Genomic DNA, 19,245 nt, shown 5'->3' on the forward strand with positions numbered 1-19,245 from the left:
GGGCGGCCGATGGCCTTCCCATCGCCGGGCGCCGCTCCGGCTACGGTGCGATCAGCCGCTTGAGCACGAGCCGTTCGCCCAGCGTCCACGCGGTCGTCGTGGCCAGGTAGAGCCCCGCGGCGAGCGGGACGAAGACCCCGATCACCGCGGTCATCAGGGGCAGGAAGCTCAGGGCGCGCATCAGCCCGGCTGCCTGTCCCTCCGGGGCTACCGGCACGGCGAGCACCTTGCGCGACGCCAGCGCCACGACGGCGATCACCGCGATCACGGCCGCGAAGACGAGGAGCTGCGCGACGGACGCAGACGCCCCGATGGCGCTCACCAGGCTCTCGCCCAGGCCGACGCCTGCGAGGTCGTGGCTCAGCAGCTCGTTCGGCGATCCCCCGATCCGCGCCTGCACGAAGATGCCGTAGATGGCGAGCAGCACCGGGCTCTGCGCGAGGACCGGGAGGCAACCCTGAAGGGGCGACGCCTTCTCGCTCGCGTACAGCTCCATCATCCGGCGCTGCAGCTCTTCAGGCCGTTTGCGATATCGCCGCTGCAGCTCGGCGATCTTCGGCGCGAGGCGCTGGCGCGTCGCCGCCGCGCGCGCCTGCGACACGCCCACCGGGATCAGCGCCGCGCGGACGAGGACGGTCAGCAGCACGATCGCCACCGCCGCGGCCGCCTGCCCGGCGAACGGCGCCACGAGCACACTGAGCTGCGTGACCGCCCACGAGGCGGCGGAGAGGAGCGCCTGCACGGGCGGGAGTTCATAGATGTTCACGATTGGTCTTCCCTCTTCGAGCGGATGCGTCGAGACGGGCAGGCAGGGCGGCATGAGCGCACCCCGCGGCGGTGCCCGGACGCGGATTCGTCGGAGGGCGCCGTGGCCGACACCGATGGATCGCCCGCGAGGCGGGCGATCAGGCGGTCGTCAGGCCGAGACGCCGGGACCGGCAGCGGGCGCTCGCGTGCGCGGCGTACCCGGGGTGCCTGCGGCGGTGGGAAGACGGAACGAAGCGGGGCGGACGGGACGCGGCGCAGGCCGGTCGGAGGCAGGAGGCAGCACGACCCGCGCGAGGGCTCGCACGATGGCCGGGGCAGCCACCACGATCGTCGCGGCCCACGCGGCCAGCAGGAGGAACGGCAGGGAGGCTCCGTCGGGCGGTCCTGCGACGAGGTACGTCGAGAGCACGACGATCAGCGGCATCACCACCGACAGCGTGCTCATGCGTCCCTCTCCCTCCGCTCCGACGCGAGTCTATCGCCGGTCGCGCCTCGCTCGATCAGGCGTCGATCGCCTCGCGCGACAGGCGATCGGCCGACTCGATGATGAACTCGCGGCGCGGGGCGACCTCGTTGCCCATCAGCATCTCGAAGACCCGTCCCGCGGCCTCTGCGTCCTCGAGGCGCACCCGGCGGAGCAGCCGCCCGTCACGCATCATCGTGGTCTCGGCCAGCTGGTCCGCGTCCATCTCGCCAAGGCCCTTGTAGCGCTGGATCGGCTCCTGCCAGCGCTTGCCGCCCTTGCGGAGCTTGTCCAGCAGGCGATGCAGCTCGGCCTCGCTGTAGGTGTAGATCGTCTCGTTCGGCTTCGACCCCGGGTTCACCACGATGATCCGGTGCAGCGGAGGTACGGCCGAGAACACCCGCCCGGCCTCGACGAGCGGCCGCATGTAGCGGTAGAAGAGCGTCAGCAGCAGGGTGCGGATGTGCGCGCCGTCCACGTCGGCGTCACTCATCATGATCACCTTGCCGTAGCGGGCGGCATCGAGGTCGAACGTCCGTCCCGAGCCGGCTCCCACGACCTGGATGATCGACGCGCACTCGGCGTTCGACAGCATGTCGCTGATCGAGGCCTTCTGCACGTTCAGGATCTTGCCGCGGATCGGCAGCAGCGCCTGGTACTCGCTGTTGCGGGCGAGCTTCGCCGTGCCGAGAGCCGAGTCGCCCTCCACGATGAACAGCTCGGACTGCGCGACGTCCTGCGTGCGGCAGTCGACCAGCTTGGTGGGCAGCGACGAGCTCTCGAGCGCGTTCTTTCTGCGCTGGGTCTCCTTGTGCGCCCGCGCCGAGACGCGCGCCTTCATCTCGGCGACCACCTTGTCGAGCAGCATCGACGTCTGGTTCTTGTCGTCGCGCTTGGTGGACGCGAAGCGCGCCTTCAGCTCCTCGCGCACGACCTTCGCGACGATCGAGCGCACGGCGGGCGTGCCGAGCACCTCCTTCGTCTGGCCCTCGAACTGCGGCTCGGGCACCGTGACGGTCAGCACCGCGCTGAGCCCGGCGAGCACGTCGTCCTTCTCGACCTTGTCGTTGCCGACCTTCAGCCGCCTCGCGTTCGCGGCCACCTGGTCGCGGAGCTGCTTGAGCAGCTCCTGCTCGAACCCCTGCTGATGCGTTCCGCCCTTAGGCGTGGAGATGATGTTCACGAACGACCGGATGGCGGTGTCGTACCCGGTGCCCCAGCGCAGCGCGATGTCGACGGTGCACTCGCGCAGCACCTCGGTCGAGACCATGTGCCCGTCCGCCTGCAGCATCGGCACCGTCTCGGTGAAGGTCCCCGAGCCGGTCAGTCGCCACGTGTCGGTCACCGGCGCGTCCGTCGCGAGGAAGTCCACGAACTCGGAGATGCCGCCGTCGAACTTGTAAGCGGTGTCCGTCGGCTCGGTGCTGCCGTCCGGTGCGGGCCGCTCGTCCCGGATCACGATCTCGAGGCCCGGCACGAGGAACGCCGTCTGCCGGGCACGGGTCACGAGCTCGTCCAGCTGGAACGCCGCGTCCTTGGTGAAGATCTGGCGGTCGGCCCAGTACCGCACGCGGGTTCCCGTGACCGCCTTGGCGACCTTGCCGACGACGCGCAGCTCGCTGCGGTCCTCGAACGGACGGAACGACGCGTCGGGGCGCGGCTCTCCCTTGCCGTCCTCGAAGACGCCGGGCTCGCCGCGATGGAAGGACATCGCCCAGGTCTTGCCGCCGCGATCGACCTCGACGTCCAGGCGCTCGGAGAGGGCGTTGACGACCGAGGCGCCGACGCCGTGCAGACCGCCCGACGCGGCGTAGGACCCGCCGCCGAACTTGCCGCCCGCGTGGAGCTTCGTGTAGACGACCTCGACGCCCGACAGGCCCGTGCGGGGCTCGACGTCGACCGGCACGCCGCGACCGCGGTCTCGCACCTCGACGCTGCCGTCGGCGTGCAGGATCACGTCGATGCGCGATCCGTTGCCCGCCACCGCCTCGTCCACGGCGTTGTCGATGATCTCCCACAGGCAGTGCATGAGGCCCGGCGAGCCGTTCGAGCCGATGTACATGCCCGGACGCTTGCGGACGGCCTCGAGGCCTTCCAGCACCTGCAGATGATGGGCGGAGTACTCGGCGGTCACAATCTTCGATGCTATCCGCGACCGCCGACATCTCCGGGCTGACACTCCCTTGACGGCTAGCGTCGCAAGGCCCGCGTGGGGCCGACGTACGCGGTGAGCGAAACATGCCGGCGCGCGGGCAGGATTGCCAGCCCGGCGTGGTTATATGTGACGCATCCGGCAAGGCTTGGATGCATCGACGAACAAGGAGGCAGACATGACGACGACCGCAACCGAGGCCCCCACTGTCTCCCACCGCCTCTCGGCGATGGATCGCTGCGACTCGTGCGGTGCGCAGGCATACATCGCCGCCGAGGTGAACGGCAGCGAGCTGCTGTTCTGCGCGCACCACGGCCGCAAGTACGAGGAGAAGCTCCGCGCCGTCGCCACGTCCTGGCACGACGAGACGTCGCGACTCAGCGAAGCGGTCTGAGCGGGCGACCCCGCCTCCGACGACGCCCGTCGCCCTTCGGGGCGGCGGGCGTCGCGGCGTCTCGGGGGCTCAGTCGGTCACGACGCGCGGCACCAGCGGGGACACGCGCAGCACCGGCTCCTCGCCGACGGTGCCGATCGCCTCACCGAGAGTCGTCGCCGAGGCCTCGCCCATCGTCCCGGGGCCGAACACGGCGACCTCGTCGCCGATCGCGGCGCCGGGCCACGTCTCCACACGGCTCGTGACGAGACCGACGCCGTCGAGGCGACGAGGACCGGCAGGGGTGCCGACGTGGACCCTCCCGCCGAGCGTCGAGGGGAGACCGTCGAGCGAGCCGATTCCGATCTCGACGGCTTCGTGCCCGAGGGCTGTCACCCGGGCGATCAGGGTCGCGACGGGCGCGATGCCGTCGATCTCCGGCCCGTCCGCGGAACGGATGCCGTAGCTGAAGGCGCCGAGGCGCACGATGTCATACCGGAACTCGGGCCGCGCCCAGCCCGCGGCGCTCGCGGCGAGATGACGCACCTCGGGCGTGAGGCCGGCGTCCCGCGCTACCTGGACCGCCGCGTCGAACACGGCCCGCGACGCGTCGTCCTCGGCGTCGCTGGCCTCCGCGATGTGGCTCCAGATGCCCGCGACGCGGATGCGTCCCTGCCGCTCGAGCTGCGCGGCGCGCGCGACGAACCCCGGCCAGTCCTCGGGGCGGACGCCGTTGCGGTGCAGGCCGGTGTCGATCTTCAGGTGCACGACCGCCGGGCTCTCCGCTGCAGCGCCGACCCGCTCGAGATACCCGGCGTCCCCCACCCCCAGCTCGAGGCCCTCGGCCAGCGCGCTTCGGGTCTCGTCGGCGCTCAGGGTGAGCCAGCAGAACACCCGAGCCCGGTCGCCCGCCACGGCCTTCGCGCGGCCGGCACTGCGGGGATCGATGGCGCCGAGCCAGCGGACGCCTTCCTCCACCGCGATGGCCGTCACCGCCTCGACGCCGTGCGCGTAGGCGTCGTCCTTCACGACCACCATCAGCTCGGCAGGGACGAGCCGGGCGCGTGCCGCCGCCAGGTTGGCCGCGAGGCGCGATCGCGAGATGCGGAGCTCCACGGGCCGTCCCGCGGACGCAGCGGCGTCCGCGGCCGTCCCTGTGACGTCGTCGGCGCCGGTCATGCGGCGACCTCCCGGTGCACGTGCAGGCCGACGGCGCACACGAGCTCGGCGGCCGTCAGGCCCGTCGCGCGCACCCAGTCGGACAGGTTGTCGCCGGCCGCTCCGGCGCCGAAGAAGACGGCCTCGTCTCCGGCCTCCGCGGGCACGTCGCCCACGTCCACGACGCAGACGTCCATAGCGACGCGCCCGACGACGGGGCTCAGCCGCCCCGCCACGTCCAGCGTCACCCGGTTGCCGAGCGCCCGTACGACCCCCTCGGCGTACCCCCCGGCGACCAGCGCGACGCGGGTGTCCGCCGCGGCACGATGGGTGTAGCCGTAGGACACGCCTTCGCCCGCGAGCAGCCGCTTGGTGGACAGGACGGGGCTCACCAGCGCCAGCGCCGCAGCGCCACCGGTGCCGGGCAGGCCGTAGAGCACCGCAGAGTCATCGGGCGCCGCCGTCGTCGACGAGAGCCCGAGGGCGGCGACACGCGCGGAGTCCGCGGCGTCCACGCCCACCGAGCGGATCCCCGCATCCGCGACGGCGCGCGCCACCGCCTCGACGCCGTGACCCCACGCGTCCCGCCTCAGATCGGCGATCGCGTCGGGCCGCGCCGCGCGTAGCAGCCGGGCGTTCTCGAGGAGGGCCGTCTGCGAGATGCGCGCGACGGGGGCCGCCCGCCGGGGATTCGGCCAGGTCACCGACCTAGACTAACCCGGGGACGGAACCGTCCCGCTGACCCCTCGGAGTGTGCATGTCTGACAACCGTCTCGGCCTCGCCGGCAAGTTCCGGTACCTCGCGGAGCGCGCGCGCCGCATCGACATCAAGTCGGTTGCGGAGAGGGCCAAAGAGGTGCACGAGCAGCACGGGACCTGGGCGCCGCGCGCGTTCGCGGACATGCTCTGGTCGGCCGCGCGCCACGACGTGGCCTTCCAGGACTACGTCGACTACGACTTCGCGATCCTCACGAAGGACGAGCGCGCGACGTACATGACGCACCCCGTCTCGATGCAGCTCGCCGCCCGCTTCGCGAAGAAGGACAAGCGCGTCCTGTTCGAGAACAAGATCGAGTTCAACCGCGTGTTCGACCGTTTCCTCAAGCGCGACTGGCTCGTGGTCGAGGCGGGTAACGCCGACGCCGTGCAGGCCTTCGCCGAGCGCCACGGCACGATCATCGCGAAGGTGCCCGTGAGCCACATGGGGCTCGGCGTGCGCAGATACCACGCGGCCGACGTCACCGACTGGGCCGCGTTCCACCGTGGCCTGCTCGAACGCGACGAACTGCTGCTCGAAGAGGTCATCGAGCAGCACGCCGACCTCGCGGCCGTCTGCCCCGGCACGGTCAACACCACCCGCGTGACCGCGTTCTTCGACGGCCAGGACGTCCACATCCTGGCCGTCGCGCAGAAGTTCGGCCGCGGCGCGGTGAGCGACCAGATGTCGTACGGCGGCTTCTACACGATGCTGCACCCCGAAGACGGCCGAGCCTTCGGGCCCGGCTACGACTCGCATGGGCATGTGCACGAGAAGCATCCCGACACGGACTTCCCCATCGCGGCGTTCCGCCTCCCGTTCTTCGACGACGTGAAGGCCTTCGTCAAGGAGGTCGCCCGCGTGGTGCCCGAGGTCCAGTACGTCGGCTGGGACATCGTCGTGACGCCGGAGGGCCCGGTGCTGGTCGAGGGCAACTGGGGCGCGGGTGTCTACGAGAACAAGCCGAGCGTCACCGGCATCCGCACCGGTCACAAGCCCCGCTACAAGGCCGCCATCGGGTTCTGAGGCGACCCGCGGGAGACGCCGCCGCCGCGCACCGCTCCGATGAGAAGAGACCCCCGAGCCATCGCGGCTCGGGGGTCTCTTCTCGTGCGACCGGTCAGCGGACGGCGCGGACGATGCCGAGCGGCGTCGACTGGTGGCCCTGCCCCAGCGGGTTGTCGCCGAGGATGCGCACCAGGCGCCTCTCCCCTGCCTTGTCGAGCGTGGAGCCGAGGATGTTGCCGCCGATGTCGTTGATGTCGACGACCGCGACCTCAGCGATGTCGCCCAGGCGGGCCTTCACGTGCGCCGCCACCTCGCGAGGACGCTCCGGGCCGAGCACGACGGCCTGGTTGTACGGCGGGATCGTGCCGCCGGTCGGTCCATCGATCGCGCGGGCCTTGTCACCCGCGATCCGGTAGAAGTCGCCCTTCCGTCCGAACAGCTTCGTCACCGCGGCGACGCCCGCGGCGAAGAGGATGCGCGGCGTGCCGCACTCGCGCAGCGCCATCTCCATCGTCTCGGGCATGCCGAGGCCGATGCCGTGCGGCGTCTTCACCACGTACTTCGACAGCAGGCGCGCCAGAGACCGCGGCTGGATCTCGGTGAGCAGGTACGACCGCCCCTGCGTGATCGCGACGATCTTCTCGGTCACGAACAGCAGGTCGCCCGGCTGCACGGAGCCCTTCGCGTACTCGTCGATGATGGCGTCGAGGTCGTCGTCCGGCATGACCACCCGCGTGCGCAGGGGGATGCGCTGGACCTTCTCGCCATCCACGTCGACCTCGAGGGCCTTGCCCTCGTTGGCGACGCTCACTCGAGGTAGTCCCGCAGCGACTGCGAGCGGCTCGGGTGGCGCAGCTTCGCCATCGTCTTCGACTCGATCTGGCGGATCCGCTCACGCGTGACGCCGAACGTGTCGCCGATCTGGTCGAGCGTCTTGGGCTGCCCGTCGCCGAGGCCGAAGCGCATCCGGATCACGCCCGCCTCGCGCTCGCTGAGCGAGTCCAGCAGGGACTCGAGCTGCCGCTGCAGCATCGTGAAGCCGACGGCGTCGGCGGGAACGACCGCCTCGGTGTCCTCGATCAGGTCGCCGAACTCGCTGTCGCCGTCCTCGCCGAGCGGGGTGTGCAGCGAGATGGGCTCGCGGCCGTACTTCTGCACCTCGATGACCTTCTCAGGGGTCATGTCGAGCTCGCGGCTCAGCTCCTCCGGCGTGGGCTCGCGACCCAGGTCCTGCAGCATCTGCCGCTGGACCCGTGCGAGCTTGTTGATGACCTCGACCATGTGGACGGGGATGCGGATGGTGCGGGCCTGGTCGGCCATCGCGCGGGTGATCGCCTGGCGGATCCACCACGTCGCATACGTCGAGAACTTGAAGCCCTTGGTGTAGTCGAACTTCTCCACCGCACGGATCAGGCCGAGGTTGCCCTCCTGGATCAGGTCCAGGAACTGCATGCCGCGACCGGTGTAGCGCTTGGCGAGCGACACCACCAGACGCAGGTTCGCGCCCAGCAGGTGCGACTTCGCGCGCTGGCCGTCACGGGCGACCCACTGCAGGTCGAGGCCCAGCTGGCCGGACTTCTCGGCCGCCGACATCTTCGACAGCTTCTCCTCGGCGAACAGGCCGGCCTCGATGCGCATGGCGAGGTCGACCTCCTCCGCGGCGTTCAGCAGCGGGACCTTGCCGATCTGCTTGAGGTAGTCCTTGACCGGGTCGGCCGTGGCGCCCGTGATCTGCGTCGAATAGACGGGGACCTCATCCTCGTCCGCCGAGCTGATGACGATCGCACCCGTCGGCAGCGGCTCCGTCACGACCTTCTTCGCCGTGTCGTCGTCCTCGCTCGCCTCGGGGGAATCGTCCTTGGTGGCCTCGTCGGCGCCCTCGGCGTCCTCCTCGACCTCGCCGGCCTCGTCATCGGGGTCGTCGGACTTCTTCTTGGCGGCCGCCTTCTTCGGCGCCGCCTTCTTCGCCGTCGTCTTGCGCGCGGTCGTCGCCTTCTCGGCGTCGGCCTCCGCGGCCTTCTTCGCGGCAGGCTTGCGCGCCGCCTTGGCGGCGGGCTTCGTCTCGGCAGCGGTCTCGACGGCCTCTTCCGCCTCGGCCGTGTCGTTCTTCTTCGCGGTGCTCCGCGGAGTCTTCGTGGCAGTAGTCACGTTTCGCCTTTCACCGGCGGCGCTGCGCGCCGCGCCCCCGGGTGTGTTCGGGCACTAGTAAGACCCTTGTCAAGTCCGGCGCCGTCACATGCGCCGTCTCGACAACGGGTCGGACACCCATTCTCTCACAGGTCGGGCGCGCCGACGCCCACCCGCGATCCTGACGCTTGACGGCGCTCTGCGCGCCACCCGAGACAACGCCCCCGGAGGCCGATGCATTCCCCCTCGCACGCGTGCGCACGTCGGGTGCGGGGCTCAGCCGCCGCGCTTGTCCTCGTCCCCCGTCGGGCGAGATGCGAGATAGCGCTCGAGCTCCGCTGCGAGCTCGTCGGCGCTTGGCAGCTCGCCCTCGCGGATGCCGGACACCCCACCGGGGACCCCGCCCTGCAACCCGGCCGCGTACGCGTCGTACCGCTCCTCCAGGCCCTGCACCATGCGCCCCAGCTCGTCGTTCCCCGCGATCTGGTCCTCGACCTTGCCCAGATACTCGCGGTTCTCGGCGTACAGCTCGTCCAGGGTGAACACCAGGCCGGTCGACGCCATGAGCTTGTCGAGCGCGGTGATCGTCGTCGCCGGGTAATCGGTCTCCGCGAGGTAGTGCGGCACGAGCAGCACGAAGCCGGCCGTGTCGAAGCCGGCCTCGACGAACCGGTACTCCAGCAGGTGCCCGATCGTGGCGGGCACCTGGGTGCGCGGATGCCAGATCGAATGCGTGTCGATCAGGTCGGCGCGATTGCCGCTGACGGTCACGCCCAGCGTCCGCGTGTGCGGCACCGGCATCGCGATCGCGTGCACCCACGTCACCGACGACACCGCGAAACGCCCGGCGAAATCGATCGCGGCGGCCGCGAACGCGTCCCAGGCGAAGTCCGGCTCGTAGCCGGACAGCAGCAGGAAGGGCTGCCCCAGAGCGTCGTGGGCGAGGGAGAGCTCGAGGCGCGGCGGGCGGTAGTCGCTCAGGTGATCCTGCTCGAAGGTCACGATGGGGCGGCGCGCCCGGTAGTCGAGCAGCGTGTCGTTCGAGAACACCACGACCGGGCTCGGATCGAGCTCTTCGCGCGCGAAGTCGATCAGGCCCGCCACGGCTCCCCCGGCGTCGGTGAAGCCGGTCATCAGGATCACGAGCGGCAGGCCGTCGGGCACCGTGGGCGCATTCGCGACCCGCTCGTAGATGTCACCGGTAAAGGGCATGCATCCATGCTACGAGCCGACGGGACCCTGGGCGCCGAGCACGCGGCCGGTCCATAGGATGGACGCATGCCGATTCCCGCGCTCGCGCTGACCACCGACCCGTTCCCCGCCGAGAGCGCGGAAGCAGCAGTGCTCGCGATCCCGTCGCTCGGCGACGGCGGCGACGTCGCCGGCTTCCCCGCCCTGCGCCCCGCCCTCGACGCGATCGGGTTCACCGGCGCGAAGAACTCGTTCGCCCGCGTGTACGCCCCCGACGTCACCGACCTCCCCTTGGCCGTGGTCGGCCTCGGGTCCGAGCCCAACGCCGCGACGGTGCGCGAGGCGGTGGGCACGGCGGCGCGGCAGCTGACCGGCTTCGACGTCGTCGCCGTCCACGTCGTCGCCGATGTGGAGGACGCCTGGCGCGCGGCGGCGGAGGGCGCGGCGCTGGGCGGATACTCCTTCGCGTCCTACAAGAACGAGGACGCCGGAAAGGCCGCGAAGAAGCGGCGGGCCGCCAGCGTCATCGTCCACGCCCCTGCCGCACTCGATGACGCCGCGCTCGTCCCCGTCCGCGCGGCAGCCGAGGCCGTGGCCCTCGTCAAGGACCTGGTGTCGACGCCTGCCGAATGGCAGAGCCCCGCACAGCTGGCGGAGTCGGCCGTGACCGCGACCGAGGGACTCGGCATCGACGTGACGGTCTACGACGAGAAGGCGCTCGAGGACGGCGGCTTCGGAGGCATCCTCGGCGTGGGCAAGGGCTCGGACCGCCCGCCGCGCCTCGTGCGCCTCGAGTGGAACCCCGAGGGTGCCGCGCGTCACGTGGCCCTCGTCGGCAAGGGCATCACGTTCGACACCGGTGGCCTGTCGCTCAAGCCCGCCGCGTCCATGGTGGGGATGAACGAGGACATGACCGGCGCCGCAGAGGTGCTCGCCGTCATCCGTGCGGCCGCGCAGCTCGAGCTGCCGGTGCGGGTCACCGCCTGGATGTGCATCGCCGACAACATGCCGTCCGGGCGCGCCACCCGCCCCGGCGACGTGCTGCGCATGCTCGACGGCACCACCGTCGAGGTGACGAACACCGACGCGGAGGGCCGACTGGTGCTCGCCGACGGACTCGTCGCCGCCAGCCGCGAGAACCCGGACGTCATCGTCGACGTCGCCACCCTCACGGGAGCGATCCTCGTGGCGCTCGGCACCCGTCACACGGGCGTCATGGGACACGGTGACGCGGTCGACGCGTTCCTGCGGGCCGCCGACCGAACCGGCGAGCTCGCCTGGGCGCTCCCGCTGCCGGAGTACATCGCCGAGGGCCTCGACTCGCGGATCGCCGACATGCAGAACGCCAACATGGGCAACCGGAACGGCGGATCGATGTTCGCCGGCTTGTTCCTCCAGCGCTTCGTCGGTCGCCGCTCGGTCGACGGGACGGCTGGCGGCGACGACGCGCCGCGCATCCCGTGGGTGCACCTCGACATCGCGGGCTCGGCCATGAGCACGAGCAGCGCGTACGGCTACACCGACAAGGGCCCGACCGGGGCCACGGTCCGCGCGCTGATCGACTTCGTCGCCGCGGGCGGAGAGGTGCTGTGACCTCCCACTCGTTCGACGTCGTCGTTCTCGGCGGCGGCAGCGGCGGGTACGCCGCCGCCCTGCGCGCGGCGGAGCTCGGCAAGAGCGTCGCGCTCATCGAGAAGGATCGCCTCGGCGGCACCTGCCTGCATCGCGGGTGCATCCCGACGAAGGCGCTCCTGCACGCCGCGGAGGTCGCGGACACCGTGCGCGACGCCGCCTCGTACGGCGTCGGTGCGTCGCTGACGGGCATCGACCCGGCCGCCATGCGCGCCTACCGCGAAGGCGTCGTCGCGAAGAAGTTCAAGGGACTCGAGGGGCTGATCGCCCGTCGGGGCATCACGGTGGTCCCGGGCGAGGGCCGCCTCGAGGCGGCACGGACCGTCCGGGTGGGCAACGACGCCTACACCGGCGCCGACGTGGTGCTCGCGACGGGGTCGTACAGCAGGACCCTCCCGGGCCTGGAGCGCGGCGGCCGGATCCTGACGAGCGAGACCGCGCTCACGCTCGACGAGGTGCCGGGTCGGGTGGTCATCCTCGGCGGAGGCGTCATCGGCGTGGAGTTCGCGAGCGCATGGCGTTCGCTCGGCTCCGAGGTCACGATCGTCGAGGCACTCGACCACCTGGTGCCGAACGAGGACATCGCGCTCAGCAAGGGGCTCGAGCGCGCCTACCGGAAGCGCGGCATCCAGACCCGTCTCGCGACGCGGTTCGCGTCGGCCTCGCAGCATGCGGACGGCGTGGTGGTCACGCTCGAGGACGGCGAGGCCGTCGAGGCCGACTATCTGCTGATCGCCGTCGGCCGCGGGCCGGCCACCGCCGACCTCGGGCTCGAGGAGGCGGGCGTCGCCCTCGAACGCGGCTTCGTGGTCGTCGACGACCAGCTGCGCACGAGCGCCGAGGGCGTCTGGGCGGTCGGCGACATCGTGCCGGGCCTGCAGCTCGCCCATCGCAGCTTCCAGCAGGGCATCTTCGTCGCAGAGGCGATCGCGGGCATCGGTCCCGTGCCTGTGCCGGAGACGCAGATCCCCCGGGTCACCTACTCGCACCCCGAGGTCGCCTCCGTGGGGCTGACCGAGGCGCAGGCCGTGGACGCGCATGGCGCGAGCGCCGTCTCGACCTACGAGTACAGCCTCGCCGGAAACGGCAAGAGCGAGATCATCGGGACGACGGGGACCGTGAAGGTGGTCCGTCGCACCGACGGCCCCGTCCTCGGGATCCATCTGCTCGGCGACCGCGTCGGCGAGCTCATCACCGAGGGGCAGCTCGCGGTCGCCTGGGAGGCGCACCCCGAAGACATCGCTCCCCTCATCCATGCTCACCCCACACAGAGCGAGGCTCTCGGCGAGGCCTTCCTGGCACTGGCCGGCAAGCCTCTGCACGCGATCTGAGCCGCGCGGCGCCCGCGACCGGAAGCGGGCGTTCGAGTCACTAAGCTGTAAGACGACATCAATCCTGAAGGAGACTCCGACATGAGTACTTCCGTGGTCCTCCCCGAGCTCGGCGAGAGCGTCACCGAGGGCACCGTCACCCGGTGGCTGAAGAAGGTCGGCGACACGATCGCCGTCGACGAGGCCCTGCTGGAGATCTCGACCGACAAGGTCGACACCGAGATCCCGTCCCCGGTCGCCGGGGTGATCGAGGAGATCCTCGTCCAGGAGGACGACACCGTCGAGGTGGGCGCCGTGCTCGCGAAGATCGGCGACGGATCGGGCGCCGGATCGCAGGACGACGCGCCCGCTTCCGAGGCGCCGGCCGCAGAGGCTGCCCCCGCCGAGCAGCAGGCGTCTGCACCCGAGGAGCAGGCCGAGGCCCCCGCCGCCGAGCCGGCCGAGGCCCCCTCGACCGAGCAGGATGCCCCCGCCGCGACCCCGACCGCCGATGCGCAGGCCTCGGGGGACGCGACCGACATCGTCCTCCCCGAGCTCGGCGAGAGCGTCACCGAGGGCACCGTCACCCGGTGGCTCAAGAAGGTCGGCGACGAGATCGAGGTCGACGAGGCGCTGCTGGAGATCTCGACCGACAAGGTCGACACCGAGATCCCGTCGCCCGTGGCCGGCGTGATCCAGGAGATCCTCGTCCAGGAGGACGAGACCATCGAGGTCGGATCGGTGCTGGCACGTGTCGGCAGCGGCGCCCCCGCGGCGGCTGAGCCGGCTGCGCCCGCCGCCGAGGAGAAGCCCGCTCCCGCCGCCGAGCCGGCGCCCGCCGAGGAGAAGCCCGCCGAGGCCCCGACGGAGAGCGAGCCCGCGCAGCAGCCGCAGGCCGCACAGCCTTCCGCGCCGACGGAGGCCCCCGCGCCCTCGACGCCGGCAGAGTCGGCACCCGCGGCCTCGTCGGACGACGACAAGGTGTACGTCACTCCGCTCGTGCGCCGTCTGGCTGCCCAGAACGGGGTCGACCTGGCCAGCGTGACGGGCACCGGTGTGGGCGGTCGCATCCGCAAGGAGGACGTGCTGAAGGCCGCTGAGGCCGCCTCGGCGCCCGCCGCGTCGGCACCGGCCGCCGAGGCCGCTCCGGCAGCGACGAAGCTCGAGGTCTCCGAGCTTCGTGGCACCACGCAGCCGATGTCCCGCCTGCGGAAGGTGCTCGCCTCGCGCGCTGTCGAGTCGATGCAGTCGACGGCACAGCTCACGACGGTGGTCGAGGTCGACGTCACGAAGCTGTCGACGTTCCGCGACCAGGTCAAGGGCGACTTCCTGTCCAAGACCGGCGACAAGCTGTCGTTCCTCCCGTTCTTCGCCCTGGCATCGGCGGAGGCGCTTCAGGCCTTCCCGATCGTCAACTCGACGCTCGACGGGGAGAACATCGTCTACCCGGCGAGCGAGAACCTGTCGATCGCCGTGGACACGCCGCGCGGGCTCCTCACCCCCGTGCTGCGGGACGCCGGCTCGAAGAACCTCGCGCAGATCGCACACGAGATCGCCGACCTCGCGGCGCGCACCCGCGACAACAAGCTGAAGCCCGACGAGCTGGCCGGCGGCACGTTCACGCTGACGAACACCGGCTCGCGCGGCGCGCTGTTCGACACGCCCGTCGTGTTCCTGCCGCAGTCGGCCATCCTGGGCACCGGCGTCGTCTTCAAGCGCCCCGGCGTGGTGAAGGTCGACGGGGTCGAGGCGATCGGCATCCGGTCGTACGTCTACCTCGCGCTGTCGTACGACCACCGGACGATCGACGGTGCCGACGCAGCCCGCTTCCTGGGCGGCGTCAAGGCGCGCCTGGAGGAGGCCGCCTTCAGCGCCGATCTCGGTATCTGAGTCGCACAGCTCCAGGAGGGGTCGGTCGGCGTTGGCCGGCCGGCCCCTCATCCGTCTGTGTCCGTGACGCTGGCGTGCGCCGCGCGCAGCAGCCATCGCCCGTCGAGGCGCACGACCTGCACGATCAGCGGCGCTCGCTCGCCCGTCGGATCGTCGACCCGGACGACCGCGACGTCGCCGTAGTCGTCCAGCAGGCTCGCCTCTCGTTCCCCTTCGGCGGCCTCGAGCGCCTCCGCACCGAGGTCGGCGGCTGCCCCCTCCTGCACGGCCGAGCACGAGACGGCCGCCCTCGCGGCGCACTCCCCCAGCTCCGCCAGCAACTGCTCGACCGCGCGGACCGGATCCTCCTCGGACACGGGCGACTCCTCGGGCGCCGTGGGAGGCACGGGTAAGTCCGACGACCCGATTGCGGGTGCGGACGGCGACGAGGTCACGGCAGGTGTGCGAGGCGGCGGCGATTCCGAAGACCCCGGCGCCGCATCGGCGGAGCCGGCATCCGCCGGCCACATCAGACCGCCCACGAGGACGACCAGCGCCGCCCCGCCGCCGATCAGCAGCGGCAACCGGCGGCCGCCCCTCAGCGCGCCGCGCGCGCCGGCGCGCACTCGGTCGATCGCATCGGCAACGGTGTCGACGAGAGGCGCGTCCGACAGGCGGGCCATCAGCTCCGTGAGGGCGCCGCGACGCACCTCCTGGCCGCGCCGGACATCTGCCTCCGACGACGGCGCCTCCCCGTGACGCTCCGGGGCACGCGCGATCGGACGGGGCGCGCAGACCTCGAACAGCGCGTCCTCCAACGTGTCCAAGGCACGGCCGAGGCCCCGCGGGCGAGCGAGTGCCTCACGCGCCTGTTCGAGGTGCCGCAGCACCACGCGATCCCGCGTGTGCGCTGCCGCGGCCTCGAGGGCTGCGCGCGCCGCCGTCTCGATCGGCTCCCCCGCCGGGTCCGGCGCGAACAACGGGCGTCCGTCGTCGTCCGCCCACCAGCTGCCGCACGGACCGGCGTCGGCCGCCGCCGGTCGGTCACGCCATGCCTCGACCGTGCCGCGTAGCAGGCTCACGGTGAGCGTCACCAGCTCGCCGCCCGCGAGCTGACGCCCGGCCGCGGCGCGCGCCGCAAGCAGCCTGGCGAGCGGCTCGCGGCACCACGGCAGCTCCAGGTCGTGCCCGTCGAGACCGCGCACGAGATCCGTGGGAGCGAGGAGGTGCTGCGGTGGCTCGGGGCAGCCGCTGAACACGTGCTGCTCGGCGCCGACCGCGTCGACCAGCACGACTCTGCGCTGCCCGGCCGCTGCCAGCACGCCCCGGACGGGCGCCTGCGGCGGCCCGACGAGTCGTATCGGCCGGTAGGCGTCCGTGAGCGATCGCCCGGCCTTCGGCCCCTCGCCGGGCTCTCGCCGTTCTGCAGTCGTGTCGGCCATGTCGCCCATCCTGCGCCCAGGGCGCGCGGAGCGGGCGGGGTGACGCCCGATGTGGATCGTGCCGCCGCGTTGAGCGGCCTGTGGACGGCACCGGCACCGTGCCCACCCGCTCCCGCGTCGATCGCGCACGCGACTCGGCGGTAGGCTGGAGGGCATGGCAGCACGCACTCCCGAGGCCGAGAAGCGCCCGGGGTTCTTCCGGCAGATCAAGTCCCTGTTCACCTTCACGCGCGAGGTGTACCCGTGGCTCGGCTGGGTGCTGATCGGCGTCCTCGTCGCCGGCATCGCGATCGGCGTCCTGCTGGGCCTCCTGCTGCAGCCGACGGTCTGGGGCATCATCCTCTGGAGCATCGCCGGCCTCATGCTCGGCCTGCTCGCCGCGATGATGACGATGACTCGTGTGTCGACGCACGCCATGTACCGCAAGATCGACGGCATGCCCGGCGCCACGGGGCACGTGCTGTCCACCATGCTCGGGCGCAGCTGGCGCTCGAGCGAGATGCCCGTGGGCGTCAACCCGAAGACGCAGGAGGCCGTCTACCGCGCTGTCGGTCGCGGCGGCGTGGTCATCGTCGGCGAGGGCGCCCGAGGCCGTCTCACCCGCCTGATGCGCGACGAGCGCATGAAGGTCAGCCGCGTGGCGGCCGGCGTCCCGGTGCACGAGATGTACATCGGCGACGGCGACGGCGATGTGCACATCTCCAAGCTCTCGCGGACGATCAAGTCGCTGCCGAAGGCGATCGACCGCGCGACGATGGGCGCTGTCGTGCAGCGCATCGAGTCGGTCTCGCAGTCGCTGGCGTCGCTGCCCATCCCGAAGGGCATCGACCCCACCAAGGCGCGCGCCCCACGCCCCCGCTGAGAGCCGGCCCCGTCCGCCGCTCGCGACGTCGGCGCAGCCTTCGACGTGCGCCGCGTCTGACGCCGACGCGTCGAAGGCTGCTAGGCGCGCACCAGCACGAGACCTGCCGCGCGGTCGTGCAGACCTCGCTGGTCCGGGTCCCAGATGACCGCGGGGATCACGACGACGAGCAGCAGCGTCCGCACGATCGGACGCCAGACACCGGTCCATCCGCCCGTCTGCAGGCGCAGCCTCAGACCGGCGATGCGATGACCGGGGCTGCCGCCGATGGTGGGGATGAAGAGGATCTGCACGACCGCGAAGACGACCATCGTCGCGATGGCGTCGTAGTCGAAGAACGCCACGGAGATGATGACGGCGGCGAGCCAGTCGATCGCGAGGGCCGCGAGACGACGCGGCACACGAGCAATGCTGCCGCTGCCTGCCTCTGGGAGGCCCATCCGCTGCCCGGGATAGGAATACTCGGCGCCGGTCGTGGTCATCACACCAGCCTAGGCGGCGCGGGACAGAGCGACTCTCAGGGCGCCCGCGTAACATGCCGGAAACACAAGGGACACCCTCGAGCAACGCCCCGTCGATAGGTTCGAGGCGTCACCTGTGTTCCAGGCGATCCCACCCGAAGTCCCACCAATCTGGAGCCGCAATGTTCAACGACTCATCCGAGGTGCTGAAGTTCATCAAGGACGAGGATGTCAAGTTCCTCGACATCCGCTTCACCGACCTCCCCGGCGTGCAGCAGCACTTCAACATCCCGGCCTCCACGGTCGACGAGGAGTTCTTCACGGTGGGCCAGCTGTTCGACGGCTCCTCGATCCGTGGTTTCGCGAACATCCACGAGTCGGACATGCAGCTGATCCCCGACGTGACGACCGCCTACCTCGACCCGTTCCGCGAGGCGAAGACGCTCGTCATGGTGTTCGACATCTACAACCCCCGCAACGGCGAGATCTACGCGAAGGACCCGCGCCAGGTCGCGAAGAAGGCCGAGAAGTACCTCGCGTCGACCGGCATCGCCGACACCGCCTTCTTCGCCCCCGAGGCCGAGTTCTACATCTTCGACGACGTGCGGTACGAGGTGAAGCAGAACGGCAGCTTCTACTCGGTCGACTCCGAGGAGGGCGCCTGGAACACCGGGCGCAGCGAGGAGGGCGGCAACCTCGCCAACAAGACCCCGTACAAGGGCGGCTACTTCCCGGTGGCTCCCGTCGACAAGACCGCCGATCTGCGCGACGACATCAGCCTGCGCCTCATCGAGTCGGGCCTCGAGCTCGAGCGCGCCCACCACGAGGTCGGCACCGGCGGCCAGCAGGAGATCAACTACCGCTTCGACACGATGGTGCACGCGGCCGACGACATCCTGAAGTTCAAGTACATCGTCAAGAACACCGCCGAGGAGTGGGGCAAGGTCGCGACGTTCATGCCGAAGCCGCTCTTCGGCGACAACGGCTCGGGCATGCACACCCACCAGTCGCTGTGGAGCGACGGCAAGCCGCTGTTCTACGACGAGAAGGGCTACGGCCAGCTCTCGGACATCGCGCGCTGGTACATCGGCGGCATCCTGAAGCACGCCCCCGCGGTCCTCGCGTTCACGAACCCCACGCTGAACAGCTATCACCGCCTGGTGAAGGGCTTCGAGGCCCCGGTCAACCTGGTCTACTCGGCGGGCAACCGCTCGGCCGCCATCCGCATCCCGATCACGGGGTCGAACCCGAAGGCCAAGCGCATCGAGTTCCGCGCCCCCGACGCCTCGGGCAACCCCTACCTCGCCTTCGCGGCGCAGCTCATGGCGGGTCTCGACGGCATCAAGAACCGCATCGAGCCGCACGAGCCGGTCGACAAGGACCTGTACGAGCTTCCCGCCGAGGAGGCGAAGAACATCCCGCAGGTGCCGAACTCGCTGCAGGACTCGCTCGACGCGCTCGACAAGGACCGCGACTTCCTTACGGCCGGCGGCGTCTTCACCGACGAGCTGATCGACACGTGGATCGACTACAAGCTCGAGAACGAGATCCGTCCGCTGGCCCAGCGCCCGCACCCGTTCGAGTTCGAGCTGTACTTCGGCGTCTGACGTCTAGCGGTTCGAAGGCCGGCCACCGTCCCTTCGAGCCCGCATCGCCTACAGAGCCCTCACCA

At 71.0% G+C, this 19,245-nt stretch carries 17 protein-coding genes; 7 read left to right on the forward strand and 10 right to left on the reverse strand.

Going from position 1 to position 19,245, the window contains the following annotated elements:
* Positions 1 to 40 precede the first annotated feature (40 nt).
* From K5S26_RS07810 to K5S26_RS07820, 3 genes are all read right to left on the reverse strand, one after another.
* On the reverse strand, positions 41 to 766 hold the full coding sequence (locus tag K5S26_RS07810; protein ID WP_221857431.1) for a YidC/Oxa1 family membrane protein insertase: 726 nt from the start codon (positions 764 to 766) through the stop codon (positions 41 to 43).
* Between the two features lie 150 nt (positions 767 to 916).
* The gene (locus K5S26_RS07815) at positions 917 to 1,213 is read right to left on the reverse strand and encodes a hypothetical protein (protein WP_221857432.1); all 297 of its coding nucleotides are present in this window, start codon (positions 1,211 to 1,213) and stop codon (positions 917 to 919) included.
* Positions 1,214 to 1,268: 55 nt separating this feature from the next.
* Entirely contained in the window at positions 1,269 to 3,365 is a 2,097-nt protein-coding gene (locus K5S26_RS07820; protein WP_221857433.1) for a DNA gyrase/topoisomerase IV subunit B, read from the reverse strand.
* A gap of 196 nt (positions 3,366 to 3,561) precedes the next feature.
* Between K5S26_RS07820 and K5S26_RS07825 the strand changes: the two genes are divergently transcribed.
* Entirely contained in the window at positions 3,562 to 3,777 is a 216-nt protein-coding gene (locus K5S26_RS07825; RefSeq protein WP_221857434.1) for a DUF7455 domain-containing protein, read from the forward strand.
* 69 nt (positions 3,778 to 3,846) lie between these two features.
* Here K5S26_RS07825 and K5S26_RS07830 read toward each other — a convergent pair whose 3' ends face one another.
* Both K5S26_RS07830 and K5S26_RS07835 read right to left on the reverse strand, forming a co-directional pair.
* Positions 3,847 to 4,935, reverse strand: coding sequence for an alanine racemase (locus K5S26_RS07830; protein WP_221857435.1), 1,089 nt, complete (start codon positions 4,933 to 4,935; stop codon positions 3,847 to 3,849).
* A complete protein-coding gene (locus K5S26_RS07835; RefSeq protein ID WP_308122834.1) occupies positions 4,932 to 5,618 on the reverse strand; it encodes an alanine racemase C-terminal domain-containing protein in 687 nt (228 codons plus the stop codon). Before K5S26_RS07835 ends, K5S26_RS07830 begins: the two co-directional genes overlap by 4 nt.
* Before the next feature lie 53 nt (positions 5,619 to 5,671).
* Between K5S26_RS07835 and K5S26_RS07840 the strand changes: the two genes are divergently transcribed.
* Positions 5,672 to 6,697: a sugar-transfer associated ATP-grasp domain-containing protein gene (locus K5S26_RS07840; protein WP_221857436.1), complete on the forward strand. Its 1,026-nt coding sequence runs from the start codon at positions 5,672 to 5,674 to the stop codon at positions 6,695 to 6,697.
* 94 nt (positions 6,698 to 6,791) lie between these two features.
* On the opposite strand, the gene K5S26_RS07845 is transcribed toward K5S26_RS07840, so the two are convergent.
* The 3 genes from K5S26_RS07845 to K5S26_RS07855 form a co-directional block, all read right to left on the reverse strand.
* Complete coding sequence (locus tag K5S26_RS07845) at positions 6,792 to 7,490, reverse strand: coenzyme F420-0:L-glutamate ligase (protein WP_221857437.1); 699 nt, start codon at positions 7,488 to 7,490, stop codon at positions 6,792 to 6,794.
* Entirely contained in the window at positions 7,487 to 8,827 is a 1,341-nt protein-coding gene (locus tag K5S26_RS07850) for an RNA polymerase sigma factor (RefSeq protein ID WP_221857438.1), read from the reverse strand. The genes K5S26_RS07845 and K5S26_RS07850 overlap by 4 nt, the downstream gene beginning before the upstream one ends.
* A 255-nt stretch (positions 8,828 to 9,082) precedes the next feature.
* On the reverse strand, positions 9,083 to 10,018 hold the full coding sequence (locus tag K5S26_RS07855; protein WP_221857439.1) for a PAC2 family protein: 936 nt from the start codon (positions 10,016 to 10,018) through the stop codon (positions 9,083 to 9,085).
* 66 nt (positions 10,019 to 10,084) lie between these two features.
* On the opposite strand from K5S26_RS07855, the gene K5S26_RS07860 reads away from it, so the two are divergent.
* The 3 genes from K5S26_RS07860 to sucB all read left to right on the forward strand — a co-directional run bounded on the left by K5S26_RS07860 (position 10,085) and on the right by sucB (position 14,829).
* Positions 10,085 to 11,590 (forward strand): leucyl aminopeptidase, encoded by a 1,506-nt coding sequence (locus tag K5S26_RS07860; RefSeq protein WP_221857440.1) that lies wholly within the window; start codon positions 10,085 to 10,087, stop codon positions 11,588 to 11,590.
* A complete protein-coding gene (gene lpdA / locus K5S26_RS07865; protein ID WP_221857441.1) occupies positions 11,587 to 12,960 on the forward strand; it encodes a dihydrolipoyl dehydrogenase in 1,374 nt (457 codons plus the stop codon). The genes K5S26_RS07860 and lpdA overlap by 4 nt, the downstream gene beginning before the upstream one ends.
* Before the next feature lie 81 nt (positions 12,961 to 13,041).
* Positions 13,042 to 14,829 (forward strand): 2-oxoglutarate dehydrogenase, E2 component, dihydrolipoamide succinyltransferase, encoded by a 1,788-nt coding sequence (sucB, locus tag K5S26_RS07870; RefSeq protein WP_221857442.1) that lies wholly within the window; start codon positions 13,042 to 13,044, stop codon positions 14,827 to 14,829.
* A gap of 47 nt (positions 14,830 to 14,876) precedes the next feature.
* Here the strand turns inward: sucB and K5S26_RS07875 are convergent, their stop codons facing one another.
* Complete coding sequence (locus K5S26_RS07875) at positions 14,877 to 16,250, reverse strand: hypothetical protein (protein ID WP_221857443.1); 1,374 nt, start codon at positions 16,248 to 16,250, stop codon at positions 14,877 to 14,879.
* A gap of 154 nt (positions 16,251 to 16,404) precedes the next feature.
* On the opposite strand from K5S26_RS07875, the gene K5S26_RS07880 reads away from it, so the two are divergent.
* Positions 16,405 to 17,112 (forward strand): DUF4191 family protein, encoded by a 708-nt coding sequence (locus K5S26_RS07880; RefSeq protein ID WP_221857444.1) that lies wholly within the window; start codon positions 16,405 to 16,407, stop codon positions 17,110 to 17,112.
* Positions 17,113 to 17,192: 80 nt separating this feature from the next.
* On the opposite strand, the gene K5S26_RS07885 is transcribed toward K5S26_RS07880, so the two are convergent.
* Complete coding sequence (locus K5S26_RS07885) at positions 17,193 to 17,594, reverse strand: RDD family protein (protein ID WP_221857445.1); 402 nt, start codon at positions 17,592 to 17,594, stop codon at positions 17,193 to 17,195.
* 161 nt (positions 17,595 to 17,755) lie between these two features.
* On the opposite strand from K5S26_RS07885, the gene glnA reads away from it, so the two are divergent.
* Positions 17,756 to 19,180 carry a type I glutamate--ammonia ligase gene (glnA, locus tag K5S26_RS07890; protein WP_221857446.1) on the forward strand — a complete coding sequence of 475 codons (1,425 nt, stop codon included), beginning with the start codon at positions 17,756 to 17,758 and terminating at the stop codon, positions 19,178 to 19,180.
* Positions 19,181 to 19,245: the final 65 nt, after the last annotated feature.

The sequence above is a fragment of the Microbacterium marinilacus genome (assembly GCF_019753765.1).
GTDB classification, from domain to species: Bacteria; Actinomycetota; Actinomycetes; order Actinomycetales; family Microbacteriaceae; genus Microbacterium; species Microbacterium marinilacus.